This is a genomic window from Variovorax sp. YR266, assembly GCF_900107295.1.
Lineage (GTDB): Bacteria > Pseudomonadota > Gammaproteobacteria > Burkholderiales > Burkholderiaceae_C > Variovorax.
Genome location: NZ_FNPM01000002.1, coordinates 427,117 through 450,775, shown reverse-complemented (window position 1 = coordinate 450,775; position 23,659 = coordinate 427,117). Strand labels below are relative to the sequence as shown.

24 protein-coding genes are annotated in these 23,659 nt (G+C 67.1%); 16 read left to right on the top strand and 8 right to left on the bottom strand.

Annotated features, from left to right (window positions below; translation table 11 throughout):
- On the top strand, positions 1–495 hold the full coding sequence (locus BLW48_RS07635) for a RidA family protein (RefSeq protein WP_093074548.1): 495 nt from the start codon (positions 1–3) through the stop codon (positions 493–495).
- Here the strand turns inward: BLW48_RS07635 and BLW48_RS07630 are convergent.
- Positions 492–1,556, bottom strand: a complete 1,065-nt coding sequence (locus BLW48_RS07630) for a DUF72 domain-containing protein (protein WP_093173840.1) — start codon at positions 1,554–1,556, stop codon at positions 492–494. The two genes, BLW48_RS07635 and BLW48_RS07630, sit on opposite strands and share 4 nt — an antisense overlap.
- A gap of 62 nt (positions 1,557–1,618) precedes the next feature.
- Here BLW48_RS07630 and BLW48_RS07625 point away from each other — a divergent pair, with 62 nt between their 5' ends.
- The 8 genes from BLW48_RS07625 (at position 1,619) to BLW48_RS07590 (ending at position 8,044) form a co-directional block, all read left to right on the top strand.
- The gene (locus tag BLW48_RS07625) at positions 1,619–3,100 is read left to right on the top strand and encodes a sensor histidine kinase (protein ID WP_093173838.1); all 1,482 of its coding nucleotides are present in this window, start codon (positions 1,619–1,621) and stop codon (positions 3,098–3,100) included.
- On the top strand, positions 3,097–3,735 hold the full coding sequence (locus tag BLW48_RS07620; protein WP_093173836.1) for a response regulator transcription factor: 639 nt from the start codon (positions 3,097–3,099) through the stop codon (positions 3,733–3,735). Before BLW48_RS07625 ends, BLW48_RS07620 begins: the two co-directional genes overlap by 4 nt.
- A 117-nt stretch (positions 3,736–3,852) precedes the next feature.
- Positions 3,853–4,353 carry a GlcG/HbpS family heme-binding protein gene (locus BLW48_RS07615; RefSeq protein WP_093173834.1) on the top strand — a complete coding sequence of 167 codons (501 nt, stop codon included), beginning with the start codon at positions 3,853–3,855 and terminating at the stop codon, positions 4,351–4,353.
- Positions 4,353–5,051 (top strand): ankyrin repeat domain-containing protein, encoded by a 699-nt coding sequence (locus BLW48_RS07610; RefSeq protein ID WP_093173832.1) that lies wholly within the window; start codon positions 4,353–4,355, stop codon positions 5,049–5,051. The genes BLW48_RS07615 and BLW48_RS07610 overlap by 1 nt, the downstream gene beginning before the upstream one ends.
- Positions 5,052–5,094: 43 nt before the next feature.
- Positions 5,095–5,739 (top strand): FMN-binding negative transcriptional regulator, encoded by a 645-nt coding sequence (locus BLW48_RS07605; RefSeq protein WP_093173830.1) that lies wholly within the window; start codon positions 5,095–5,097, stop codon positions 5,737–5,739.
- Between the two features lies 1 nt (position 5,740).
- Positions 5,741–5,977, top strand: a complete 237-nt coding sequence (locus tag BLW48_RS07600) for a hypothetical protein (protein WP_093173828.1) — start codon at positions 5,741–5,743, stop codon at positions 5,975–5,977.
- The gene (gene tadA / locus BLW48_RS07595) at positions 5,967–7,076 is read left to right on the top strand and encodes a tRNA adenosine(34) deaminase TadA (protein WP_093173826.1); all 1,110 of its coding nucleotides are present in this window, start codon (positions 5,967–5,969) and stop codon (positions 7,074–7,076) included. Before BLW48_RS07600 ends, tadA begins: the two co-directional genes overlap by 11 nt.
- Positions 7,073–8,044, top strand: coding sequence for an LD-carboxypeptidase (locus tag BLW48_RS07590; RefSeq protein WP_093074533.1), 972 nt, complete (start codon positions 7,073–7,075; stop codon positions 8,042–8,044). Before tadA ends, BLW48_RS07590 begins: the two co-directional genes overlap by 4 nt.
- Before the next feature lie 59 nt (positions 8,045–8,103).
- On the opposite strand, the gene BLW48_RS07585 is transcribed toward BLW48_RS07590, so the two are convergent.
- Positions 8,104–8,442, bottom strand: coding sequence for a hypothetical protein (locus BLW48_RS07585; protein WP_093054829.1), 339 nt, complete (start codon positions 8,440–8,442; stop codon positions 8,104–8,106).
- Between the two features lie 311 nt (positions 8,443–8,753).
- On the opposite strand from BLW48_RS07585, the gene BLW48_RS07580 reads away from it, so the two are divergent.
- The 5 genes from BLW48_RS07580 (at position 8,754) to BLW48_RS07560 (ending at position 14,088) form a co-directional block, all read left to right on the top strand.
- A complete protein-coding gene (locus tag BLW48_RS07580; protein ID WP_093054831.1) occupies positions 8,754–9,701 on the top strand; it encodes an adenylate/guanylate cyclase domain-containing protein in 948 nt (315 codons plus the stop codon).
- 131 nt (positions 9,702–9,832) lie between these two features.
- A complete protein-coding gene (locus BLW48_RS07575) occupies positions 9,833–10,183 on the top strand; it encodes a hypothetical protein (RefSeq protein ID WP_093054833.1) in 351 nt (116 codons plus the stop codon).
- A 210-nt stretch (positions 10,184–10,393) separates the two neighbouring features.
- Positions 10,394–12,226: a DUF1800 domain-containing protein gene (locus tag BLW48_RS07570; protein WP_093173824.1), complete on the top strand. Its 1,833-nt coding sequence runs from the start codon at positions 10,394–10,396 to the stop codon at positions 12,224–12,226.
- Positions 12,227–12,253: 27 nt separating this feature from the next.
- Positions 12,254–13,720, top strand: a complete 1,467-nt coding sequence (locus tag BLW48_RS07565; RefSeq protein ID WP_093173822.1) for a DUF1501 domain-containing protein — start codon at positions 12,254–12,256, stop codon at positions 13,718–13,720.
- A gap of 5 nt (positions 13,721–13,725) precedes the next feature.
- Complete coding sequence (locus tag BLW48_RS07560; RefSeq protein ID WP_256216662.1) at positions 13,726–14,088, top strand: hypothetical protein; 363 nt, start codon at positions 13,726–13,728, stop codon at positions 14,086–14,088.
- Here the strand turns inward: BLW48_RS07560 and BLW48_RS07555 are convergent.
- Positions 14,061–14,972 carry a LysR family transcriptional regulator gene (locus BLW48_RS07555; protein WP_093054841.1) on the bottom strand — a complete coding sequence of 304 codons (912 nt, stop codon included), beginning with the start codon at positions 14,970–14,972 and terminating at the stop codon, positions 14,061–14,063. The genes BLW48_RS07560 and BLW48_RS07555 overlap by 28 nt on opposite strands.
- Positions 14,973–15,074: 102 nt before the next feature.
- Between BLW48_RS07555 and BLW48_RS07550 the strand changes: the two genes are divergently transcribed.
- Together BLW48_RS07550 and BLW48_RS07545 are read left to right on the top strand one after the other, a co-directional pair.
- A complete protein-coding gene (locus tag BLW48_RS07550; RefSeq protein ID WP_093173820.1) occupies positions 15,075–16,058 on the top strand; it encodes an aldo/keto reductase in 984 nt (327 codons plus the stop codon).
- Positions 16,059–16,094: 36 nt separating this feature from the next.
- Positions 16,095–16,925, top strand: a complete 831-nt coding sequence (locus BLW48_RS07545) for an SDR family oxidoreductase (RefSeq protein ID WP_093173818.1) — start codon at positions 16,095–16,097, stop codon at positions 16,923–16,925.
- A gap of 10 nt (positions 16,926–16,935) precedes the next feature.
- Here BLW48_RS07545 and BLW48_RS07540 read toward each other — a convergent pair whose 3' ends face one another.
- Genes BLW48_RS07540 through BLW48_RS07520 form a run of 5 tightly spaced genes read right to left on the bottom strand, consistent with a single transcriptional unit; the run spans position 16,936 to position 23,470 of the window.
- A complete protein-coding gene (locus BLW48_RS07540; RefSeq protein ID WP_093074520.1) occupies positions 16,936–17,292 on the bottom strand; it encodes a response regulator in 357 nt (118 codons plus the stop codon).
- Positions 17,289–18,518: a hybrid sensor histidine kinase/response regulator gene (locus BLW48_RS07535; RefSeq protein WP_093173816.1), complete on the bottom strand. Its 1,230-nt coding sequence runs from the start codon at positions 18,516–18,518 to the stop codon at positions 17,289–17,291. Before BLW48_RS07535 ends, BLW48_RS07540 begins: the two co-directional genes overlap by 4 nt.
- Positions 18,508–19,125: a chemotaxis protein CheB gene (locus BLW48_RS07530; protein ID WP_177142292.1), complete on the bottom strand. Its 618-nt coding sequence runs from the start codon at positions 19,123–19,125 to the stop codon at positions 18,508–18,510. Before BLW48_RS07530 ends, BLW48_RS07535 begins: the two co-directional genes overlap by 11 nt.
- The gene (locus BLW48_RS07525; protein ID WP_093054948.1) at positions 19,122–19,958 is read right to left on the bottom strand and encodes a CheR family methyltransferase; all 837 of its coding nucleotides are present in this window, start codon (positions 19,956–19,958) and stop codon (positions 19,122–19,124) included. Before BLW48_RS07525 ends, BLW48_RS07530 begins: the two co-directional genes overlap by 4 nt.
- Before the next feature lie 35 nt (positions 19,959–19,993).
- The gene (locus tag BLW48_RS07520; RefSeq protein WP_093173814.1) at positions 19,994–23,470 is read right to left on the bottom strand and encodes a response regulator; all 3,477 of its coding nucleotides are present in this window, start codon (positions 23,468–23,470) and stop codon (positions 19,994–19,996) included.
- Positions 23,471–23,659: the final 189 nt, after the last annotated feature.

Below are 23,659 nucleotides of genomic sequence, written 5' to 3'. Positions count from 1 at the left end.
ATGACAGCAGAAAAGACCCGGGACCAGATCGCCGACCAGATTGCCGCCGAACTCGGCCACAGCTTCGACGGCGAGATCATCGCCGGCGGCCACTACGTGCCGCTGGTGCGCGACGGCCGCACGATCTACCTCAGCGGCCAGGTGCCACGCGTGGGCACCACGGTGGTGGTTACCGGCCGCGTCGGCGACGCGGTGTCGCTCGACAAGGCCCGCGAAGGCGCGCAGATCAGCACACTGCGCAGCCTCGCGCTGCTGCGGCGCGCGCTCGGTTCGCTCGATGCGGTAGAGAAGGTCTTGCGCGTGGGCGTATTCGTGCAGTGCACGGCCGACTTCACCCAGCAGAGCGAGGTGGCCGATGCCGCATCCGACCTGCTGCACCGCGTGTTTGGCGATGCCGGCGTGCATGTGCGCACGGCGGTCGGTGTCTATGCGCTGCCGAAGAATGCGACCGTCGAGGTCGAGATGACGGTCGCTGCCAAGCAGAACATAGGCTAACGCGACGTCAAGCCGGTGAGGTCGCGCGCCAGTTGGGCGATGGTCAGCGGTGCGCAGCCTTCGGCGTTATTGCTCACGGTGACGAAGGCGTTCTGGCCTGCACGGGTGGTGCCCGCAATCACTTTGGCCAGTGCCTCGCGCGTCTCGGGATCGGGGTCGACGATCTTGTCGAACGGGCCGTAGAGCTTTTCCGCGTCTTCGTAGCCGAAGCGGCCGTGGCGCCGGTGCAGGTTCCAGCGGCACACCAGCGGGCCGGGCCACAGCGCGCGCAACATGGGCAATTGCTCTTCGATGGGGGGCATCTTGGCGTGCAGGCCCATGCAGAAGGTGGCGCGCACGCTGCGCAACATTTCGGCGAAGGCGGGGTTCAGCAGTTGCGGGTCGCGCACCTCGACGGCGATCACCGCGTCGGGCGCGACCGATGTGAGGTCGGGCAGTGATTCGAGCATTGCCGCGATGCGCGCGAGCAGCGCGGGCTGGTCGGCGAGGATGTGCCCGGGAATCGGGCTCAGCTGGAACACCAGCACGCCGATGCGATGGCCCAGGCCTTCGAGCGCGGGCAGCACGAATTCCTGCCGCGCGATCTCGCTGCTGAGGAAGACGGGGTTGGCCTGCATGCCGCGTCCGCTTTCATCGCGCACGGTGGCATCGGTGACAAGGCTCGGCGCTTTCACCACGAAGCGGAAGTCGTCGGGCACCATGGCCGCGTAACGTGCGTACTGGCTGGCTGTGAGGGCGCGGTAAAAGTTGCGGTCCAGGCTCACTGTGCGGAACAACGGGTGCTTCGCCAGTGCGGAGAGGCCGTTTTTCGACAGCACGGTCTCGGCGTATTCGCCGTCCCACACCAGGTCGGCCCAACCCGGATAGCTCCACGACGAGGTGCCTAGCCGCAGCTTGGGCGGCAGTGCTGCGGCGAGCTCGACCAGCTCCGGGTCGGTGGGCGCGGGCTCGACCGTGCCGGTGCGCGATTTCTTTTTCGCGGGTGGCTCGGGGGCGGGGGCCGCAGCCGCCTCTTGAGGGCGCGGCAGTTCGGGGAAAAGGGAGTCCTGTACTTCAGCCATGTCTGGGCTCGCATTCTGGGCCAACATCGAACAGGCCTGCCGCGCCGGGCACAATCCGCGCCATGAAACAGTGGTTGCGGACGCAGGGTGGTTGGTGGCTGGCATGGCTGGCGCTCACCGCCGTGGGCGCGGTGTGGATCGCGCGCGCAGAGCTGGCGCAGATGCATCAGGACTTCGAGACCGACGTGCGCATCGCGCACCGGCTCCTGAGCCAGCAGATGGTGCAGTACGACGCGGTGCTGGCCACGCTTGCGCTGCTGGAGCCAAGCACCGGCGCGGACCATCCGGAGCAGCGCCTGCCCTCGGTGTACTCGTCGATCCTGCGCGTGCAGCGGCGCGATCGCGACGAGCCCTGGTCAGACAGCGCGCAGGCCGCTGCACTGGCCGCGGCGGAGGCGCGCTCGCGCAGCCAGCAGCGCGCAGAGTTGGCGGTTCTCGACCTGGTCCACGGCCGCTACGTGCTGGTGATCGGCGCCACACCGTTCAGCTATGCACTCGACATCGACCTGGCCGGCTCCGTGCCGTGGCGCGACTGGCCTATGAACCCGCAGCGCAGCCCCGTGCGGCTGAGCCTGCAGCGCGACGGTCAGCAACTGGTGCTGCAACCCGGCGTGCCGGCCGCGAACGGCTGGCGCTTCGACCTGACAAAGCCACTGGCGTCGCCGAGCCAGCCGTTCGACCTCGTTGCCGAGCGACAGGTGGGCTGGGGAGAACTGCCGTGGCGTGGCATCGCCGGCTGGGCCGTGGCGATTGCGGTGTTGCTGGCGGGCCTGTGGGCCGCGCAGCGCCAGCGCGTTGCGCGGCGGCGGGCCGAAGAACTGCTGCGGCTTGGACAGGTCGCGCGGCTCAATGCGCTGGGCGAGTTGTCGGCCGGCCTGGCGCACGAACTCAACCAGCCGCTCACGGCTGTGCTGGCCAACGCGCAGGCCGCGCGCCGCCTGCTCGACGACGATCCTCCTGACCTGGCCACGGCACGCGACGCGATGGGGCAGGCCGTGGAGCAGGCGCGCCGCGCGGCCGGTGTGGTGGGGCGCCTTCGCCGCGTCATCGAGCGGCCCGAGGCGGGTGGCGAAGAAGCGAAGCCGCTGGTGCTGCAGGAGGTAGTGCGCAGCGCCATGCACCTGCTGGTGCCGGAGTTCACCAAACACGCGATCAACGCGCAGTTCGATGCCACTGCGCAGGCGCCGGTGCGCGTACAGGCCGAGGCGGTGGCGCTCGAACAGATCGTGCACAACCTGCTGATGAACGCGCTGCAGGCGCTCGACCTCGTGCCGGCGGCCGAGCGGCGCCTCGTCGTATCCGTCGGCCGCAATGGGCAGGAGGGCGTGCTGACCGTGACCGACAACGGACGCGGCATCGCCCCCGAAGCCTTGCCGCGCCTCTTCGAACCTTTCTTCAGCACACGCGAAGGCGGGCTGGGCCTCGGCCTGAGCCTCAGCGAAACGCTGGCCAGCGGCATGGGCGGCAGCCTGAGCGCGGCCAACGCCTCGCCGCGCGGCGCGCGCTTCACCTTGCTGCTTCCGCTTGTTGCGCCGTCTCAATGAACATACCGAGCACCCATCAGCCGCAATCCCCGCTGGTCCACCTGATCGACGACGACCAGGCGGTGCGTGACAGCCTGTCGCTGCTGATCGGCACGGTCGGCCTGCGCGTGCAGGCCTGGGCCGATCCGCAAGCCTTCATCGACGGTTTCGATCGCGCGAGCGTGGGCGCCATAGTGCTCGACGTGCGCATGCCCGGCATCAGCGGTCTTACGGTGCTCGACCGGCTGGTGGCGCAGGGCGTCGACCAGCCCGTGATCATGCTGACGGGCCACGGCACGGTCGAGATGTGTCGCCGTGCCTTCAAGGCCGGGGCAGCGGAGTTCCTCGAAAAACCGGTGGACGACGAGCAACTGCTCGAGGCGCTGCAGCAGGCGGTGCGGCAGCACGTGCGCTCGCGCCAACGCTCGCAGGCCGACAACGCGGCGCGCGAGCGGGTGGCGCAACTGTCGGAGCGCGAGCGCGAGGTGCTGGCCTTCATCGTGCAGGGGCTCACCAACAAGGAGATCGCGCGCACGCTGACGCTGTCGCCGCGCACGGTCGAGACGCACCGCGCCAACCTGTTCGCCAAGCTCGACTGCGATTCGCTCGCGCAGCTGATCCGGCGCTATGCCGTGCTGGTGGACAGCGCTCCGTAGTTCTACGGAGCGCCGGGCGTAGCCGTACGAATGGTTGCGGCGGCGCATGTTTTCTACAGTGGCGCAGCTGTCGGCAACAGCCGGCGCAACCACCCGTTTCACTGGAGAAAACGAACAATGCAATCCATCCTTCGCCTCGGCGGCCTCGCCGTTCTGCTCGCCGCTTCCGTCGCCCAGGCCCAGACGCCCGCACCTGCGGTGCGCACCGAAAAGAACATGTCGCTCGTGCTGGCCAACCAGATCGCGGCCGAAGCCGTGGCGGCCTGCGCTGCCAACGGCTACAACGTGGCGGCCACCGTGGTCGACCGCGCCGGGACCGTGCGTGCCGTGCAGCGCGCCGACAACGCCGGCCCGCACACGCTGGCATCGAGCGAGCGCAAGGCCTGGACTTCGGCTTCGGCCAAGAGCCCGACGCAGGCCATGATGGAAGGCGTACAGAAGAACCCGGCCGCCGCCAACCTGGTGTACCTGCCGGGCTTCCTGGTGCTGGGCGGTGGCGTGCCGATCAAGTCGGGCAATGAAGTGATCGGCGCGGTCGGCGTGGGCGGCGCGCCCGGCGGCCACCTCGACGAGCAGTGCGCCAACGCGGCGCTCGAGAAGGTCAAGGGCCTGCTCTGATGGTGGCGCGCGGTATCTGGTCGGGGGTGCTGGCGGCTGCGCTCGGGTTGGGCGTGACGGTAGGCGCGTTCGCCCAGGTGCCGCCGCTGGCGGCCGAGGTGCTGGCCTACGAGGGGCTGCACCAGGCTGCGTGGCATGGCGACCTGCCAAAGCTGAAGGCGCTGATCGCCTCGGGCGCCAATCTCGATGTGCGCGACACGCGCGGCCGCACGCCACTGCATGTCGCCACGCATGCGCGGCAGCGCGAGGCGATCAAGCTGTTGGCCAAGGCCGGCGCCAACCTCGACCTGCTCGAAGACGACCGCTACGACGCGGTCACCATCGCCTCCGTGGCCGACGATGCCGCGACGCTCTCGCTGCTGCTTTCGCTCGGTGCCAAGCCCGGGCAGACAACGAGCCGCTACGACGGCACGGCGCTGATCGCGGCGGCACACCTCGGGCATGACGAGGTGGTGCGCAAGTTGATTGCCGCCGGCGCGCCGCTCGACCACGTCAACAACCTGCACTGGACGGCAGTGATCGAATCCATCGTGCTCGGCGATGGCGGCCCGCGCCATCAGCGCACGCTTGCCGCGCTGGTCGATGCTGGCGCCAATCTCAAGCTGGCCGACCGCCAGGGCAACACGCCGCTGCAGCTGGCGAAGGCGCGTGGCTACATCGCCATGGTGAAACTGCTGGAAGCTCCGCGCGCAAGATAGGCGGCTCGGGGACAATGGCGTTTCTCCACGAGGAAACCGCCCCATGTACATGCCCCCGCAGTTCAATGCCAAGGACCCGGCCATCGCGCTGGAACTGATGCGCTCGCACCCGTTCGCGAGCCTGATCTCGAACGACGACGACGGGCTGCCGTACGTCACGCACCTGCCGCTGGTGGCCGAGCAGCGAGAGGGCGATGAGCTTGTGCTGTGGGGCCATTGCGCCAAGCCCAATCCGCACTGGCGTTACTTGCAGGCGCGGCCCAAGGCGGCAGTGACCTTTCTCGGTCCGCACTCGTACCTGTCGCCCTCGGTCTACCCCGACCTGGCCCGCGTGCCGACGTGGAACTACCTGGCCGTGCACTGCACCGTCGAGGCCCGGCTGATCGAGGAGCCGTCCGAGAAGGACACACTGCTCAAGAAGCTCATCGGCGAGCACGAGCCCGCCTACGCGCAGCAGTGGCGCGACCTGGGCGAGGAATTCCAGCTCAAGATGCTGGCCGGCATCGTCGGCTTCGAGCTGCGCGTGACGGCGCTGCAATGCAAGATCAAGCTCAACCAGCATCGCCGCGAGTCGCATGCGGCAATGCACGCGGTCTACAGCGCAGGCACGCCGGACGAGCAGGCGCTGGCCATGTGGATGGATCGCCTCGGCATGAACGCCGCGGCAACCGTGGCGGAAGGACGCTGAGATGCGCGCGTTCGGGCTGATCGGCCTTGTGCTGGCGCTGGTGATCGTCGGGCTGGTCGCGAAGAAGCAGATGACGAGCATGGCTTCTTCCACGCGGCCGGCCGTGCCCGGCGTTGCCGCGCCGGCCGCCGGCGAAGCGCCTGCGAATGCGCGCGATCAGGCGCAGCAGGTGCAGCAGCAAGTCAAGGAAGCGCTCGACGCGGCGGCGAAGGCGCGGCAGATGCCGGATGACAACTGAGGCCCTTACAACGTCGGCGGCGAAAGACGAGCACTGGATGGCGCTCGCGCTCGCCCAGGCGCGGCTTGCCGCCGAGGCGGGCGAGGTGCCCGTCGGCGCGGTGCTGGTCAAGGATGGCCAGCTGATCGCGGCGGGGCGCAACACGCCGGTCGCGCAGCACGACCCGAGCGCGCATGCCGAGATCAACGCACTGCGCGCCGGTGCCACGGCGCTCGGCAACTACCGGCTCGACGGCTGCGAGCTGTTCGTCACGCTCGAGCCTTGCGCGATGTGTTCGGGTGCCATGCTGCATTCGCGCCTGGCGCGCGTCGTGTATGGCGCGGCCGATCCGAAGACCGGCGCGGCCGGCTCGGTGCTCGATCTCTTCGCCGAGCCGCGCCTGAACCATCACACGCAGGTGCAGGGCGGCGTGCTGGCGCAGGAATGCGCTGCAGTGCTGCAGACCTTCTTCCAGCAACGCCGAAGCGCCGCGCGCGCACAGGCCGAGCCCTTGCGCGACGACGCGTTGCGCACGCCAGCGGAACGCTTCGACGCATTGGCCGGCTACGGCTTCGCACCGCAGTACGTGCAGGACCTGCCAAGCCAGAAGGGCTGGCGCATGCACTATGTCGATGAAGGTGGCGACGCCGCCTGCTGCCTGTGCCTGCACGGCCCCGGCGAATGGGGCTACTTCTTCCGGCATCTCGTGGGCCTGCCCGGGTTGCGCACGCTCGTGCCCGACCTGATCGGCTTCGGCAAGAGCGACAAGCCAAAGCGCGAAGCACCGCATCGCCTCGAATGGCACCGCGATGTGCTGCTCGAATGGCTGGCCCGCGTGCAGCCCGCACCGGCGACCATGGTGCTCGCGCACAGCGCGGCCGCCGCCGACCTGGCCGCGCTGCTGATGGCCGCGGCACCTGAACGCTTCGCGGCGGCGCTCGCCGTACCCGAGGGCGATGAGCACACCGAAGACGCATGGCGCGCACCTTTCCCCGACCGTGGCTACGAAGCCGCGCTGCGCGCGCTCGGCCCCATCGCCACATCGTCGGGACCAACGCTGGTGCAAGCCCGAACGTTCGTGCCGCAGGCGCGAAACGCAATGGGATACTCGAACACGTGACCAAACACATCTACATCTATTCCCCCTCCAGCGCGGTGCGCGACAAGGCCGCCTTCCGGCGCGGCGTGAAGCGGCTCAAGGCACTGGGCCATGAAGTCGAAGTCGACGATGCGGCACTCTCGGTGCATCAACGCTTTGCGGGCGATGACGCCACGCGGCTCGCCGCGATTTCACGCGCGGCCGCGAGTGGCGCCGACGTGGCGCTCATTTCACGCGGTGGCTACGGCCTCACGCGCATCCTCGACGCCATTCCGTACAAGGCCGTGGCCAAGGCGATCGACAAGGGCACCGAGTTCGTCGGCTGCAGCGACTTCACCGCACTGCAGAACGCACTGCTGGTCAAGACCGGCGCCGTGACCTGGTCGGGCCCTGCGGTCGGCGAAGACTTCGGTGCAGAGGCCGGCGCTGACGACATCATGGAAGCCTGCTTCGACGACCTCGTCACAGGGCAGGGCGAAGGCACCGGCTGGCGCATGCCGGCGCGCGATGCGGACCTGAAGTTCAAGCCCGTGCAAGACGCGGTGCTGTGGGGCGGCAACCTTTGCGTGCTGGCCAGCCTGATCGGCACGCCGTACTTTCCCGTGGTGGACAAGGGCGTGCTCTTCATCGAGGACATCAACGAGCACCCGTACCGTATCGAACGCATGCTCGACCAGTTGAAGATGGCCGGTGTGCTGGCGCGCCAGCGCGCCATCGTGTTCGGGCAATTCACGGGCATTCGCAAGGCGCCGGGCTACGACCGGGGCTTTGGCCTGAACACGGTGATCGACCGGCTGCGCGCATCGCTCAAGGTGCCTGTGCTGGCGGGACTGCCGTTCGGCCATGTGCCCACGAAGGTGCTGCTGCCCGTGGGTGCGAAGGTGTCGATGGCGGCGGAGGGGCGCGATGTCTTTCTCGTCTGGGGTCATCGTCACACGCCAGCGCATGACGATCATCACGGCCATGACCATCATCATCACGGCCACTGACCCGGCAATGGGGGGAGAAAGCGGGAAAAAGAAAACGGCCCCGAAGGGCCGTCGCAACTTCAACCGTTGTTGTTGGTAAAGCGCTGATGCGCGCGAGGCCCCATCGAACCGGGCAATCCGCCCTTGAACATGCTGTTGATGGTTTTCATCTGGCGGCGTGCGGCGGTTTCGCCGTCGATGGCGCTCAACGCCATCATCACGTCCTGCCGCAGGTACCAGAGGGCTTCGACGTCGGCCGCAAAGCGCACGCGCTGGCTCACGCGCTGCACCGAGTGGCCGCCATGGCCCTGGAGCACCGACAGCATCGCCGTGCGAATGCGCCCCAGCTGACTTTCCGTCGCCTGGCGGGATCCGAAGCCGGGTACGTTCAGCAGACGAAGAATGCGGCGGAAGAGCATGGGGACGAAAAGCGTATTGCCGGAAGCCAGAACGGCCGCTACCTTAAGCCTCAGTTAACCATTTCACAAGATCTGAAACGGTGTTTCTTGTTTGTAAACAACACGCTTTACTTAGCGTATTTAACAGACGTTGTATTTTGTAATCCAAAGTACTACAAATTGAGGAATGCCCCTCTTGCATCTGCTCCGTTGCCTGCGGCGTATACCTATATGGTCAACACGATAGGTGCGAAGACCGTTTCTCCCGTGCGTAAATGAACGTATGCCCTGAGCATTTACAACCTGCGATAGAAATCGAGAATCACAACAGTATGGGTGTCAATTCCACAGTCGTATTCGCGGACTTGACGGGGAGCACCAGGGTCTTCGAGGCCATGGGGAATGCTCGAGCCACCGAGACCGTGACGCGGCTGACGCAATGGATCGGCGGCGTGTGCCAGGCGCACGGCGGACGGGTGGTGAAGTCGCTCGGAGACGGTGTGTTCGCCATCTTCACCAGCGGCGCCGCCGCCACGCACGCGGTCGTCGAGCTGCAGCGCTATCACCAGAAGCGCCTGCTCGCATGGCCGGCGCCGTTGCGCATGGCGCTGCAGATCGGCGTGGCCAGCGGCGAGGTGGTCGAGGTCGAGGGCGACTGCTACGGCGACGCCGTCAACCTGGCCTCGCGCCTGAGCGACCTGGCCGGCCCCGGCCAGATCTGGGTGACCGACGCCGTCATTTCCCAATTGCGCGAAGGCGCGGTGCAGCATCGCGACCTGGGCCTCATCAACATCCGGGGTCGAAGCGAGATGTCGGTCGTGCACCGGATCGACTGGCAGGAAGAGGTGACGAGCTTCCTCACCGTGCCCGCCGCGCTCGCCCCGTTGCGCATGCCGGATTCTTCCTTCGGCCAGATCGAGCTGGCCTGGCTCGACGTGCGGTCGATGTTCCGCACCGAAGAGCTCCCGATTCATCTGGGTCGCGTCGACGACGCGCAGTTCGTGGTCAACGACCCCCGCGTCTCGCGGCTGCATGCGCGCATCGAGTTGCGGCAGGGCAGTTGTGTGCTGATCGACGTCAGCACCTATGGCACCTGGGTGCGCTTCCATGGCAATGGCGGGCCGAGCACCGAGATTGCCCTGCGGCGCGAGGAGTGCGTGCTGCACGGCCGCGGTGAAATCGGCCTGGGCGCGCCGCTCAGCGACTTCAGCGCGCCGACCATCGCCTTCAACACGAACAGCGGCGACGTGATGTTGTCGCGCCGCGAAATCGCGGGTTGAGCGTTGGTTGCAACGCACCGCGCGGCAGTGACGTTTGGCAACCAGCCTTCGCGGTGACGGGTGCACCACGGGTACGCGTTGGGCGTTGCGTATCAACCTGGGCGCTGTCCGCCCTTGGCCTTGGAGCCTCAGTGAACTTCAAACATCAATCTTCTGTTTTCAAGTGGGCCGCAATCGGTGCCGTCGTTGCCGGTGCATTGCTGGCGGCGGGTGCCGCCAACGCGCGCGGAAGCTGGTCAGTGCAGATCGGCACGCCCGGCTATGTCGCCGGCGGCTACCCGGCGCCGTACTACGCCCCCCCGCCGGTCTATCCGTATCCGGCCCCCATCTATTACGAGCCACCTCCGCCGGTCTACTACCGGCCGCCGCCACCGGTGTACTACCGCCCGGCGCCCATCTACAGCCCGCCGCCCGGCCGCATCTACTACGGCCCCGGCTATCCCTATCGTCCGCCGAACGGCTGGGACGACGAGCGCGACTGACGACTGGCACTGTCACCTGAATGTTTGCTGAAACATTGGCATGTGCGCTGGCATGCCAATTTTGTTTCAAGGGGTGACTAAAAAGTCACATTGGCACACATTTATGTGGCGACTTCGCCAGTTTTAGACACCCGCCCAGCTGTTTTCCGCAGGGCATGCCGCTTGCCTTGATTGCTCGACCGGCGTTGATGCGCCGCAGGAGCGAGGAACATGGTGGAACAGTTCGAGGCCGGCTGCGCAAGCCCGGTCGACGAGGTGGTGCGCGTTACTGCGCCGCCTGCGCATGCAGCAACAAGAACGGCGGCGGCAATCGATGAAACAACGCGGCCCCTGAAGGCCGCGGCTGCGTTCTCCATCGCGGCGGCACTGGCCGCATGCGGTGGTGGCGGAGGAGGAGGCGGCTCTTCCGGTGGCTTCGGCTTCCCCATCGGCGGCAGCCCCAATCCGGGCGAGCAGCCCGACACCGGCCCCTATCACTACACCCAGGCGCAGAACGACGCGGAGGCCGCGCGCTTCTTGCTGCAAGCCCAGTTCTCGGCCTCGGATGCAGAGATCGCCGCAGTACGCGCCAAGGGCTACATGCCATGGCTCAGCGAGCAGTTCAGCGCGGCGCGCGAGCCCACGGCCTGGGAATGGGTCAACGGCAAGACCTACGGCACCGTCGACACCGACGCGATGATCTGGCGCCAGCTCATGGTCGCAGCCGACCCGGTGCGCAAGCGCATGGCTCTGGCGCTCAGCGAAATCTTCGTGGTCTCGGGCACCGAGATCGGGTCGAGCTGGCCCACAGCCATGATGGCCCAGTACTGGGACACGCTGGCCAACGGCATCACCGGCAACTTCCGCCAGCTGCTTGAAGACGTCTCGCTCAACCCCGCGATGGGCTTCTATCTCAACACCCGCGGCAACCGCAAGGAAGACGCCTCGGGCCGGCAGCCCGACGAGAACTACGCGCGTGAAGTCATGCAGCTCATGACCATCGGCCTGTACCAGCTCGAAGCCGACGGCACGGTGAAGACCGGCGCCGACGGCCAGCCGCTCGAAACCTACGTGCAGAGCGACGTGTCGAACCTCGCGCGCGTCTTCACCGGCTACGACCTCGACATCCGCTCCGCGGAGCGCAACGCCTTTCTTCCGCCCGCTGCAAGCAGCCGCATCGAGACCAACGCCTGGACCACGCGCCCCATGGCCTACACGGCGGGCAACCACTCGATGCTCGAAGCGCGCTTCCTCGGCGCCACCGTGCCCGCCGGCACACCCGGCCCGGCGGCGTTGAAGATCGCGCTCGACGCGCTCTTCAACCACCCGAACGTCGGTCCCTTCATCGGTCGCCAGCTCATCCAGCGGCTGGTTACCAGCAACCCCAGCGCGGCCTACGTCAAGCGCGTGGCCGACATCTTCGCCAACAACGGCGCGGGCGTGCGCGGCGACATGAAGAGCGTGTTCGCGGCTGTGTTGCTCGACGACGAGGCACGCGGCCCCACCGGTCTTTCCGACCCGAACTTCGGCCACCTGCGCGAACCTATGCTGCGGCTCGTGCAATGGGGCCGCACCTTCGGCATCGGCTCGGCGCAAGACACCTGGGCGATCGGCAATACCTCCGACACGAGCCAGAGCCTGGGCCAGTGTCCGCTGCGCTCGCCCTCGGTGTTCAACTTCTTCCGGCCCGGCTACGTGCCGCCCTCTACCGCCATCGCCAGCAACAAGCTGGTGGCGCCCGAGTTCCAACTGGTCAACGAGACTAGCGTGGGCGGCTACCTCAATTTCATGCAGGGCATTCTGCAGAACGGCTTCAACAGCAAGGACGTGGTGGCGAACTACGCGGCCGAGAAGACGCTGGTGACCGATCCCGCCGCGCTGGTGCGGCGGCTCAACCTGCTGCTCACGGGCAACCAGCTGTCAGCCGCCACGGTGGCGTTGATCACCGACGCGCTGACCAAGGCGCCGCTGCTGAACCCCACCACCGACGCCCGCAAGCTCGACCTCATCTGCGCCGGCGTGCTGCTGGTGATGGGCTCGCCCGAATACCTCGTCCAGAAGTAATAAAGAAGAAGCCGGAGCGAACCGACCATGCACCTGATAAATCCTGCCCAGCATTCGCGCCGCGCCTTCCTGCGCCGCACGGGCCAGCTCGCGATGGCCGGCACCGCGCTGCCGTTCGCGCTCAACCTCGCCGCCATGGGTGAAGCCGCTGCGCAGGCCGCGCCCGGTGACGACTACAAGGCGCTGGTCTGCGTCTTCCTGTTCGGCGGCAACGACTACGCCAACACCCTCGTCAACTACGACGCCGACAGCTACGCGAAGTACAGCGCCATCCGCGGCGCCATCGCGCTGCCGTCCGATGCGGCTCTCGCAGCCACCGAGCTCAAGCCCACCGTCTCGCTGGCCAACGGACGCAAGTACGCGCTGAACCCGGCGATGACCAAGCTCGCGACGCTGTTCGACGAAGGCAGGATGGCGGTGCAGCTCAACGTCGGCCCGCTGGTCAAGCCACTCACGCGCGCGCAGTTCAACAGCTCCAACCGCAAGGACTTCCCGATTCCGCCCAAGCTGTTCTCGCACAACGACCAGCAGTCGATCTGGCAATCGTCCTCGCCCGAAGGCTCCACCATCGGCTGGGGCGGCAACCTCGGCGACCTGATGCTGGCCGGGCAGCGCAATGCGTCGCTCTTCACCTGCGTCTCGGTGGCGGGCAACGCGGTGTTCCTGTCGGGCGACGAGGCGCTGCAGTACCAGGTCGGCACGCGCGGCGCGGTGCGCATCAACAGCGTGAGCAGCGCCACGGGCAACGTCTACGGCTCGTCGGCGGTCAAGGCGGCCATGCAGCAGCTGGCGCAGCAGGCGCGCAGCCACACGCTGGAGAACGAATACAACAAGGTCACGCTGCGCGCGGTCGAGGCGGAAGGCAAGATCACCGCCGCCATCCAGCCCGACGACCTGAACGGCAACTTTCCCACCGGCAACAACCTGGCCGACCAGCTCAAGATGGTGGCCCGCCTCATTCGAGGGCGCGTCTCGCTGGGCGTGAAGCGCCAGGTGTTCTTCGTTTCCATGGGCGGCTACGACCTGCACGACGACCTCGACACGAAGCAGGGCGGCCTGATGCTGCGGCTGTCCGAGGCCATGTTTGCCTTCCAGCGGCAGATGAAAGCTCTGGACATCGACGACAAGGTGACGGCCTTCACCGCCTCCGACTTCGGCCGCACGCTTTCGAGCAACGGCAATGGCTCCGACCACGGCTGGGGCAGCCATCACTTCGTGGTCGGCGGTGTCAATGCCGTGAAGGGCAAGGCGTTCTACGGCACGCCACCGCCGGTGAGCATCGGCAACACTGCTGCCGACGACGACCAGTGGCACGTCGGCCAGGGCCGGCTGCTGCCGACCACCTCGGTCGACCAATACGCGGCCACGCTGGCCAAGTGGTTCGGCGTGCCTGACGCGGACCTCAACGGCATCCTGCCCAACCTGAAGAATTTCAACAACGTGACTGCGCCGAGTGGCATCAGCTATCCGCGCGATATGGGGTTCATGACATGAACGCAATGAGCAGCATGGCCGCCATCGGCGGCCTCAACGGCATGGAAGGTGGGGCCAGCGTGAACTTCAGCGCGGACCCTCCCGAGGCGCCCGCACTGGCGCGCAGCAAGGCCGTGACGCACGTGCGCCCCTTCACCAGCGTCGAGGCCGCCATCGCGGCACTGGAATCGCTGGACCGCGAGCTCAAGAAGTTCGAGCTCGCGGTGGCCGACAGCCTGCAGGACTACCTGGGCGTGCAGATGGCGCAGATCACCGACTGCGCGCTCGCACGCGGCTGGGAGCCGGTCAGCTTCTTGCAGAAGGACGGATTCCGCGTGTATCGCTACGAGGCCATGCGCAGCTACAAGGGGCGCAGCAAGAGGCGCTGAGTTTCCGGAGGCCGCAACGCCTCCACGACGAGCATCAAGGCTGGCGAAGCGCGTCGGCCGGCATAGTAGGCGTGATACCCGTCAAAGGTTGCCGCCCAATCATCGAGTACCGGCACCAGCCGGCCTGCCTCGATGTGTTTCTCGACGAGGTCGGAGGGCAGCCATGCCAGCCCGTGCCCGGACAGCGCCGCGGCGACGATCAGCTCGCTCGAGTTGAAGACGAGCCGGCCCGTGACGTGCGCGTTGACGCCTTTCCGGCGCCGCGTGAATTCCCATTTCAGAAGGCCGCCGTGGGATGCCAGGCGCAATCCGATGCAGTCGTGCAGGGTCAGATCCTGCGGGGTAGACGGCCGGGGGTGGCGCGAGAAGTAGTCGGGGCTGCCCACCACGGCCATGCGCATGTCGGGCGCGATGCGTACGGCGATCATGTCCTTGGCCACGTCGCCGCCCAGTCGCACGCCGATGTCGAAGCGCTCGGCAACGATGTCGGTGAAGCGGTTGTCGCCGCTGATCTCCACCTTGATGTCGGGGTACAGGGGCAGCCATGGTTGAAGCCTGGGCCAGATCAAGGTTCGCATCGAGTGTTCGGTCGCCGTGATGCGGACCATGCCGGCGGGCTTGCCGCGCATCTCGCCCAGAACGGCGAGTTCTGCTTCGATGTCCTCGAAACGCGGGCCGACGGCTTGGTACAGGCGTTCGCCCGCTTCCGTGGGCGCGACGCTGCGCGTGGTCCGGTTGAGCAGCTTCAGGTCGAGGCGGCGCTCCAGCGCGCGGACGGTCTGGCTGAGCGCGGACTGCGTCACCCCAAGCTGGGCCGCCGCGCGCGTGAAACTGCCTGCGCGCACCACGGCCGCAAAACTGGCCAAGTCGTCGAAGCGTGCCATTGATTAGCCTGCCTTCTAGGTACATGTCGATCCAGCAGTCTAGTCATTGGCAAGCAGGCTGCCTAAAGTTCTTGTGATCGGTTAGCGACAAGGACACACACCATGAAAACACGTCAACTGGGCCGCGGCGGCCTCACCGTTTCGGCCCTCGGTCTCGGCTGCATGGGCCTGAGCTTCGGCTATGGGCCGGCGACCGGCACGGCCGAAGCGGTCAAGCTCATCCGCGCGGGCTTCGAACGCGGGATCACGTTTTTCGACACGGCGGAAGTCTATGGGCCCTTCGTCAACGAAAGCGTGGTCGGGGAAGCGCTGGAACCTGTGCGAGATCAGGTCGTGATCGCGACCAAGTTCGGGTTTCGCGAGGGTGATGCCGGCAAGGGCCTCGACAGCCGGCCGGAACGCATCCGGCAGGTGGCCGACGAGGCGCTGAAGCGCCTGCGCACCGACCGCATCGATCTGTTCTATCAGCACCGTGTCGATCCGCAGGTTCCGATGGAAGACGTGGCGGGCGCCGTGAAAGACCTGATCCGCGAAGGCAAGGTGAAGCACTTCGGTCTTTCCGAGGCCGGCGTCGACAGCATTCGCCGCGCGCACGCGGTTCAGCCGGTCGCCGCCCTTCAGAGCGAATATTCCCTGTGGTGGCGCGAGCCGGAGAAAGAGATTCTTCCGCTGCTGGAGGAGCTGGGCATCGGCTTTGTGCCATTCAGTCCGCTCGGAAAGGGTTTCCTGACGGGAGCGATCGACGCGCAGACATCGTTCGGCGCGACAGATTTCCGCAGCACAGTGCCTCGTTTTGCACCGCAGGCGCGCCAGGCGAATCGCGCCCTGGTCGATGTTCTGGCGGAGATCGCCGCGCGCAAGCAGGTCACGCCTGCCCAGCTTGCACTTGCCTGGCTGCTCGCCCAAAAGCCGTGGATCGTGCCGATTCCCGGCACGACGAAGTTGCTCCGCCTCGAGGAAAACGCCGGCGCCGCCTCTGTCGTGTTGTTGCCGGAAGACCTGAAGGAAATCGAGGCGGCCGTCTCGGGTGTCCAGGTCCAGGGCGACCGCTATTCGGCGGATCGACAAAAGCTCGTCGGCCGCTGAGCGATGACGACTGACGCCGAGCAAAAGGAATTGATCATGACCCAAGTAGTTGTTGTCATCGGAGCTGGGTCCATCGGCCAGGCCATCGCCCGCCGTGTCAGCGCGGGCAAGCACGTTCTGCTCGCCGACTTGCGGCAGGAGGGGGCCGACGCAGCGGCCAAGGTGCTCGCGGATGCCGGCTTCGAAGTGAGCACGGCAGTCGTGGACGTGTCTTCGCGCGCCTCGGTCCATGCGCTCGTGGAGACGGCCACCGCGCTTGGCAGCGTCACCGGCCTGATCCACGCTGCGGGCGTTTCTCCTTCGCAGGCATCGCCGGCCGCGATCCTCAAGGTCGACCTGTACGGCACCGCGCTCGTCCTGGAAGAGTTCGGCAACGTTATCGCGGAGGGAGGCGCTGGCGTCGTCATCGCGTCGCAGTCCGGACACCGGTTGCCGGCGTTGAGCCCTGAACAGAATGCGGCTCTCGCGACGACGCCGACTGAAGACTTGCTTGCGTTGCCGATGCTTCAGCCTGACCAGGTGAAAGACTCCCTGCACGCGTACCAACTTTCCAAGCGTGGAAATTCCCTGCGGGTCATGGCGGAGGCCGTGCGATGGGGCAAGCGTGGCGCCCGGGTGAACACCATCAGCCCCGGCATCATCTTCACGCCGCTCGCAAGAGACGAACTGACAGGCCCTCGCGGCGAAGGCTACCGGCGCATGATCGAAGCGTCGTCCGCCAAGCGCGGTGGCACACCGGACGAGGTCGGCAACGTCGGCGCGCTGCTGATGGGGCCAGACGGCGGCTTCATCACCGGCAGCGACTTCCTCATGGACGGCGGCGTCACCGCGGCCTACTGGTACGGAGAGCTCGCTCCGGCGAAGTGACTCGCCAGGCTCAGGTCTGTGCCAGGATTCGCCCCAGCTCGTCGATATCGATCGGCTTCTGCAGATGGTGGTCGAACAGCCCCTCGGCCGCCTTGCCGCCCGCATCCTGCGCCGAGAAACCCGAGATCGCGACCAGCAGCTTCGGCGTGCCTTCCGCCGTGCTCGCGCGCAGCCGTCGCGCGACTTCCGTGCCCGGAAGGTCGGGCAGCGTGAGGTCGATCAGCGCGGCGTCGAAGCTTTCGGCCGCTGCCGCGTCCAGCGCCTGCTGCGCGGTGTAGGTGCAGCGGGCGGTGTGGTCGTGCAGGCTCAGCAGCTCCTGCAGCAGATCGGCCGCGGCCTTGTTGTCGTCGACGATCAGCACGTTCACAGGGGTGTCTCCTTTTGGGTGTCGGCCGGGGGGGCCGGTGGTTGCAGCGGCAGGTCGACCACGAAGCGCGAGCCTTCGCTCGGCGCGCTTTCCACGCTGATCTGCCCGCCGTGCAAGGTCACGATCTTGCGCGTGATGTAGAGCCCGAGGCCCAGCCCCGCGGCGTGCTTGCGGCTGTCGTCGGTGCGCTCGAACTGCTCGAAGATGCGGCCCTGGTCTTCGGGCGCAATGCCTATGCCCTGGTCGCGTACGGCCACCTGCGCGGTGTTTCCCACTTGCTGCACGACCATCTCGACCGGCTTGCCGCCGCCGTAGCGCAGCGCGTTGGTCAGCAGGTTGGTCAGCACCTGTTCGATGCGGAACTCGTCCCATTCGCCGCGCAGTTCGGCCGGCGCCGCGAGCGTGATGACCGAGCCCGCGGCCTCGGCCTGGTGCCGCAGGCTCTCGACCACCGCCTGCGCCAGCGTCGCGAGGTCCACCGGTGTGGTCTTGATCGACAGCGCGTCGCGCCGCATGCGGGTGACGTCGAGCATGTCGTCGATCAGCCGCACCATGTTGCGGATCTGCCGCTGGTCGCGCTCGATCATCGTGGGCAGCCGCTCGGGCGTGAAGTTGGCGAGGTTGCCTTTCGACAGATGCAACTGCCGCAGCTGCGCTTCGAGGTAGAGCGTGTTGAGCGGCGTGCGCAACTCGTGCGACACCATCGACATGAAGTCGTCGCGCATGCGCACGGCGCGTTCCAGCTCGTGCTGCGTCTGCTGCAACTGCTGCACCAGCTCTTCCTGCTTCTTGTGCGCGGCCGCGAGCGATTCCATTTCGTGGCGCAGCGCCTTGCGGTGCTGGTACAGGTCGACGAACACGTTCACCTTGCTGACCACCGCGTGCGGGTCCAGTGGCTTGTGCAGGAAGTCGACCGCGCCGCTCTCGTAGCCCTGGAAGGCGTAGTTCAGCTCGCGCCCGGCTGCGCTCACGAAGATGATGGGAATGTGCCGCGTGCGCTCGGTGCCGCGCATCAGCTCGGCCAGCTCGAAGCCGTTCATGCCCGGCATCTGCACGTCGACGATGGCGAGCGCGAATTCGTGCTCCAGCAGCAGCGCCAGCGCCGCATCGGCCGAGTCGGCGCGGTACACGAGGCGTCCCGGCGCGCGGATCAGCGCTTCCAGCGCCAGCAGGTTCTCCGGCAGGTCATCGACGATCAGCAGCTTGCTTTCGATGTCAATGTTCATGGGCGGCCTCCAGCTGGAGCAGCAGCGTGCGCAGTTCGCGCAGGGGGAGCACGTAGTCGGGAATGTGGCGCGCAATGGCGGCTTGGGGCATGGTTGGAATAAGAGCTTCTTTCGGTTCCTGGACGGCGGTGAGTCCGCCGGCCAGATGAATGCGGTGCAGGCCTTCGGCGCCGTCGTCGTTCGCGCCGGTCAGCAAGAAGCCGGCAAGGGCGGGGCCGTAGACGTCGGCGGCGGAGCCCATCAGCACGTCGATGGACGGGCGCGAGAACAGCACCGGCGGCTCGCAGCTCAGCGAGAAGGTGCGCTCGCGCTCGATCGACAGGTGGTAGCCGGGCGGCGCGAAGTACAGGCTGCCGGCCGCCAACGGCATCTTGTCGTTGGCCTCGTGCACCGGGATCGGCAGGCGCTGCGCGAAGATCTCGGCGAGATGGCTCTCGTGATCCCCGGGCAGGTGCAGCACCACGGCCATCGGAATGTGCCAGCCTGCGGGCAGGTCGTGCAGCAGCGTGGAGAGCGCATCGATGCCGCCGGCCGAGGCGCCCAGCACCACGGCGTCGACGCGCTTGCGAACGGGGGGGCGAAGGTGGCGCTGCATGTGGGTCGTCATGCGGCCTTCTTGCGGTAGATGCGCTCGACGCGCGCGTGCGTGTCGAAGCGGTCGGAGTAGCCCGAGAAGTCGATGCTCTCCTTCGAGCCCAGACCGAGAAAACCGCGGTGCGACAGCGACTCGTGGAACAGGCCCAGCGCCCGGTCCTGCAACTCCCGGTTGAAGTAGATCAGCACGTTGCGGCACGACACCAGCTGCGTTTCCGCGAACACGCTGTCGGTTGCCAGGCTGTGGTCGGCAAAGATCACGCCGGCGCACAGCGAGGGGTCGAAGCGCGCGGCATCGTAGGCGGCGGTGTAGTAGTCGGAGAACTCGCCGCGTCCGCCCGCGCGCTGGTAGTTGGTGGTGTAGCCGCGGATCGCTTCCAGCGGAAAGATGCCCTGGCGCGCCTTCTCCAGCGAGGCGGGGTTGATGTCGGTGGCGTAGATCTGCGTGCGCGCGAGCAGGCCCTCTTCGCGCAGCAGGATGGCCAGCGAGAACACTTCCTCGCCCGTGCTGCAGCCCGCCACCCACACCTTGACGGACGGGTAGGTGTGCAGGATCGGCACCACGTGCTGGCGCAAGGCCAGAAAGTAGGCCGGGTCGCGGAACATCTCGCTCACCGGGATCGTCAGGAACTGCAGCAGCCGGCCGAACAGCGACGGGTCGCGCAGCACCCGCTCCTGCAGCGCCGAGATGCTCGGCAGCCCGAGTTGGTCGAGCGCGTGCAGCACGCGGCGCTTCTGCGAGGCCACGGTGTAGTCGCGGAAGTCGTAGCTGTACTTGAGGTAGATCGCCTCCATCAGCAGGCGCAGCTCGATCTCCGTGTCGCTCAGCGGATGTAGCGGCGGCATATGCGTGGCGGTCTTCGAGGTGCCGTGGCGTGTTGTCACAGGCGCTCCATCTTCGGCATCCACACGCGCAGCAGCGAGAACAGGCGCTCCAGGTCCACCGGCTTGGCAAGGTAGTCGTTGGCGCCGGCGGCAAGGCATTGCTCGCGGTCGTCCTTGGTGGCCTTGGCGGTGATGGCGATCACCGGCATCTTCTCGAAGCGTGGGTCGCCGCGCAGGCGGCGCGTGGCTTCCAGGCCGTCCATCTCCGGCATCATCACGTCCATCAGCACGAGGTCGATCTCGCTCACCTGGTCGAGCCGCGCCAGCGCCTCGCGGCCGTTGCGGCCGATCTCCACGATGGCGCCACGCTGCTCCAGCGCGCTGGTCAGCGCGAAGATGTTGCGCACGTCGTCGTCCACCAGCAGGATGGTGCGGCCCTCGAAGATGCGGTCGCGCCCGCGCGCCGTCTTCAGCATGCCCCGGCGCTCGCTCGAAAGCTCGGCCTCCACCTTGTGCAGGAACAGCGTCACTTCGTCGAGCAGGCGTTCGGGCGAGCGCGCGCCCTTGATGATGATCGAGCGCGAGTAGCGCTGCAGCTCGGCTTCTTCGTCGCGCGTGAGGTTGCGCCCGGTGTAGACGATGACCGGCGGGAACGACACGATTTCTTCCGCCGCCATGGCCTTGAGCAGCTCGCTGCCCTGCATGTCGGGCAGCTTCAGGTCGGTGATCATGCAGTCGAACACGCGGGTGCGCAGCAGCTCCAGCGCTTCTTCGCCGGAGCCGACGGCAACGATCTCGATGTCGTCGTCGCCGATCAGCCTGATGACGCTCTCGCGCTGCAGCTCGTCGTCTTCCACCAGCAGCACGACCTTGACCTTCTGCGTGAGCTTTTCTTCCAGCCGGCCGAACACCTTCATCAGTTCGTCGCGCGTGGCCGGCTTCAGCGCATAGCCGATGGCGCCCATCTGCAGCGCCGCGCCCTGTACGCCTTCGGCGGCGGACACCACGTGGATCGGAATGTGGCGCGTGTGCGGCGAATCCTTCAGCCGCTGCAGCACGTCGAGGCCGGTGCTGTCGGGCAGGCGCATGTCGAGCAGGATCGCGTCGGGCAGGAACTGCGTGGCCAGTTCGAAGCCGTCGGCCGCGCCGTGCGCCACCAGGCAGCGGTAGCCCAGCTCGTGCGCCAGGTCGTAGAGGATGTGCGCGAACTGCGGCTCGTCCTCGATCACGAGCACGCGGCGCACCTGGTCGCGCGGGATGGAGCGGTCGTCGGCGAACTGCGGTGCGGGCACCGGGGCAGGGGGCTTCGGCGCCAGCGAGGCAACGGATGGCGCCTGCGCGGGCCGGGGCGTGTAGACCGCCGATGGCTGAAGCGCTGCCGGCGAAGCCTGTGGTGCCTTCGCCGGCAGTTGCAGGACGAAGGTGCTGCCCTGGCCCGGCTCGCTCTGCACCGTGAGCGTGCCGCCCAGCAGCTGCGTGAGGTCGCGCGAGATCGACAGGCCCAGCCCGGTGCCGCCGTAACGTCGGCTGGTCGTGCCGTCGGCCTGGCGGAAGGCTTCGAAGATCAGCTCGTGCTGCTGCGGATCGATGCCGATGCCCGAGTCGGACACCGCAAAAGCGGCGCCACCGTCCGCGGTCGGCGAGACGGTCAGCGCCACTTCGCCGCGCTCGGTGAACTTGATCGCGTTCGACAGCAGGTTCTTCAGGATCTGCTCGACCCGCTGCCTGTCGGTGACCAGCGAGGCCGGGGCATCGGGCCGCACTTCGAGCCTGAAGCTCAGGTTCTTCTGCATCGCGAGCGGACTGAACGTGCTCTCCAGGCTGCGGCCCAGCTTGGCGAGCGTGACGTCTTCGGGCACCACTTCGAGCTTGCCGGCCTCGACCTTCGCGATGTCGAGGATGTCGTTGATCAGCACCAGCAGATCGTTGCCCGACGAGTAGATCGACTCTGCGAACTTCACCTGCTCCGGGGAGAGATTGCCTTGCGGGTTGTCGCCCAGCAGCTTGGCGAGGATGAGCGCGCTGTTGAGCGGCGTGCGCAGCTCGTGCGACATGTTGGCGAGAAATTCCGACTTGTAGCGGCTTGCGCGCTGCAGTTCGTCGGCGCGGTCTTCGAGGTCGCGCTGCACGCGGCGCAGCGCGGTGTTGCGCTGGTCCAGTGCCTCGGTGCGTTCGGAGAGCTGGCTGTTGGTCTGCTCCAGTTCGGCCTGCTGGTTCTCCAGCATGGCCTGCGAGGCGCGCAGGGCGCGCGACTGCTCTTCCAGTTCTTCATTGGCGGTGCGCAGCTCTTCCTGCTGCACCTGCAGTTCCTCGTTGAGCTGCTGGGTTTCGCCGAGCACCTCCTGCAGCTGCTCGCGGTAGCGAGCCGCCGCCAGCGAGGTGCCGATGTCGTCGGCCACCAGGTCGATCAACTGGCTGCCGCGGTCGTCCAGCGCGCCTGGCAGGCCGAGCTCGACCACGCCGTTGACCATGCCGCTGCTTGCAACGGGTACCAGCAGCACGGCCTTGGGCGCCATCTCGCCAAGGCCAGAGTTGACCTTCAGGTAGTCGGCATCGACCGGGTCGATCAGCATGCGCCGGCGCTCGGCAGCCGCCTGGCCCACCAGGCTTTCGGTAGGGGAGAAAACCTGCGGCGTGGCCTCGGCCGCGCTCGAAAAGCCGTAGCTCGCCGCCCGGCGCAGCGGGCCGTGGCGCTCGCGCACGTACATGGCGCCGACCGAGGCGCCCAGGTAGCGCGAGAAGAACGCGAGCACCTTGCGGCCCATGTCCGGCGCGCTGAGTTCGCCGACCAGCTCGCCCACCAGCCCGGTCTGCGCGTTGCGCAACCACGCTTCGTGAGCGAGCCGTTCGGCGTGCGCAGCCTGTTCCTTCAGCACCACGTCGTAGCTGTCGGACAGCAGTACCAGCTGGCGCCGCCCGAAGTAGGCCATCAACCCGGTGAAGCTCAAGGTGAACAGCAGGAACAGCCCGACGACCCACCAGGCAGTGCTGTTGGCCGCGTTGTTGCGCTGGAAGCGCAGGGCCTGCTCGGTCTCCATGAAGGCGGTGAACTCGGCGCGCATGTCGTCCATCAGCCGCTTTTCGTCGCCGAGGCGCACGGCGGTCTGCGTGCCGCTGCTGGCGTCGCGCGCGGCAATCATGCCGTTGGCAAATTCGAGCCAGGCTGTCTGCAGCGTGGCGAGGCGATCGATGCGCTCCACCTGCTGGGGGTTGTCCGACACCAGGTTGCGCAGCCCGACCGTATCGCCCTTGAGGCGGGTCAGGGCGCTTTGATAGGGCTCCAGAAAGCTCCGCTCACCGGTGATCAGGAAGCCGCGCACGCCGGTTTCCATGTCGATGGTGCGGCGCTGCAACTCGCTGGCGGCGCGGGTGACACGGTCGGTGTGCTCGACCCAGCCGATGGTGTTGAGCAGGAACAGGATCAACCCCACGAACACCACGGCGCCGAACACGCCGCCGATCAGGGGCAGCTTGATGTTCCGGCTGAGCAGGCGCTCGAAGTCGTCGGGGTCGATCGCGGTGGGAGTGTTCATCGGTCGCAGTTGTAGGCAAAACTTGTCAAGTTTTGTCGATAAATCGAAGACGCCCTGTCGGAGAAGGCCCCGTCACGGTCTTGATGCGGATAGGGAAACCGCAAGCGGCGTATTGGCGTGGCTATACTGTAAATTCATACAGCATTCCCAGATGGGCTCCGAACCCTCCAACCCGCAGGATGCGGCCTC

What these genes read in the sequence shown, in the direction of transcription:
- BLW48_RS07635 (WP_093074548.1), top strand. Translation starts at nt 1, where the DNA reads ATGACAGCAGAAAAGACCCGGGACCAGATCGCCGACCAGATTGCCGCC.
- BLW48_RS07630 (WP_093173840.1), bottom strand. Translation starts at nt 1,556, where the DNA reads ATGGCTGAAGTACAGGACTCCCTTTTCCCCGAACTGCCGCGCCCTCAA.
- BLW48_RS07625 (WP_093173838.1), top strand. Translation starts at nt 1,619, where the DNA reads ATGAAACAGTGGTTGCGGACGCAGGGTGGTTGGTGGCTGGCATGGCTG.
- BLW48_RS07620 (WP_093173836.1), top strand. Translation starts at nt 3,097, where the DNA reads ATGAACATACCGAGCACCCATCAGCCGCAATCCCCGCTGGTCCACCTG.
- BLW48_RS07615 (WP_093173834.1), top strand. Translation starts at nt 3,853, where the DNA reads ATGCAATCCATCCTTCGCCTCGGCGGCCTCGCCGTTCTGCTCGCCGCT.
- BLW48_RS07610 (WP_093173832.1), top strand. Translation starts at nt 4,353, where the DNA reads ATGGTGGCGCGCGGTATCTGGTCGGGGGTGCTGGCGGCTGCGCTCGGG.
- BLW48_RS07605 (WP_093173830.1), top strand. Translation starts at nt 5,095, where the DNA reads ATGTACATGCCCCCGCAGTTCAATGCCAAGGACCCGGCCATCGCGCTG.
- BLW48_RS07600 (WP_093173828.1), top strand. Translation starts at nt 5,741, where the DNA reads ATGCGCGCGTTCGGGCTGATCGGCCTTGTGCTGGCGCTGGTGATCGTC.
- tadA (WP_093173826.1), top strand. Translation starts at nt 5,967, where the DNA reads ATGACAACTGAGGCCCTTACAACGTCGGCGGCGAAAGACGAGCACTGG.
- BLW48_RS07585 (WP_093054829.1), bottom strand. Translation starts at nt 8,442, where the DNA reads ATGCTCTTCCGCCGCATTCTTCGTCTGCTGAACGTACCCGGCTTCGGA.
- BLW48_RS07580 (WP_093054831.1), top strand. Translation starts at nt 8,754, where the DNA reads ATGGGTGTCAATTCCACAGTCGTATTCGCGGACTTGACGGGGAGCACC.
- BLW48_RS07570 (WP_093173824.1), top strand. Translation starts at nt 10,394, where the DNA reads ATGGTGGAACAGTTCGAGGCCGGCTGCGCAAGCCCGGTCGACGAGGTG.
- BLW48_RS07565 (WP_093173822.1), top strand. Translation starts at nt 12,254, where the DNA reads ATGCACCTGATAAATCCTGCCCAGCATTCGCGCCGCGCCTTCCTGCGC.
- BLW48_RS07560 (WP_256216662.1), top strand. Translation starts at nt 13,726, where the DNA reads ATGAGCAGCATGGCCGCCATCGGCGGCCTCAACGGCATGGAAGGTGGG.
- BLW48_RS07555 (WP_093054841.1), bottom strand. Translation starts at nt 14,972, where the DNA reads ATGGCACGCTTCGACGACTTGGCCAGTTTTGCGGCCGTGGTGCGCGCA.
- BLW48_RS07550 (WP_093173820.1), top strand. Translation starts at nt 15,075, where the DNA reads ATGAAAACACGTCAACTGGGCCGCGGCGGCCTCACCGTTTCGGCCCTC.
- BLW48_RS07545 (WP_093173818.1), top strand. Translation starts at nt 16,095, where the DNA reads ATGACCCAAGTAGTTGTTGTCATCGGAGCTGGGTCCATCGGCCAGGCC.
- BLW48_RS07535 (WP_093173816.1), bottom strand. Translation starts at nt 18,518, where the DNA reads ATGAACATTGACATCGAAAGCAAGCTGCTGATCGTCGATGACCTGCCG.
- BLW48_RS07530 (WP_177142292.1), bottom strand. Translation starts at nt 19,125, where the DNA reads ATGACGACCCACATGCAGCGCCACCTTCGCCCCCCCGTTCGCAAGCGC.
- BLW48_RS07525 (WP_093054948.1), bottom strand. Translation starts at nt 19,958, where the DNA reads ATGCCGCCGCTACATCCGCTGAGCGACACGGAGATCGAGCTGCGCCTG.
- BLW48_RS07520 (WP_093173814.1), bottom strand. Translation starts at nt 23,470, where the DNA reads ATGAACACTCCCACCGCGATCGACCCCGACGACTTCGAGCGCCTGCTC.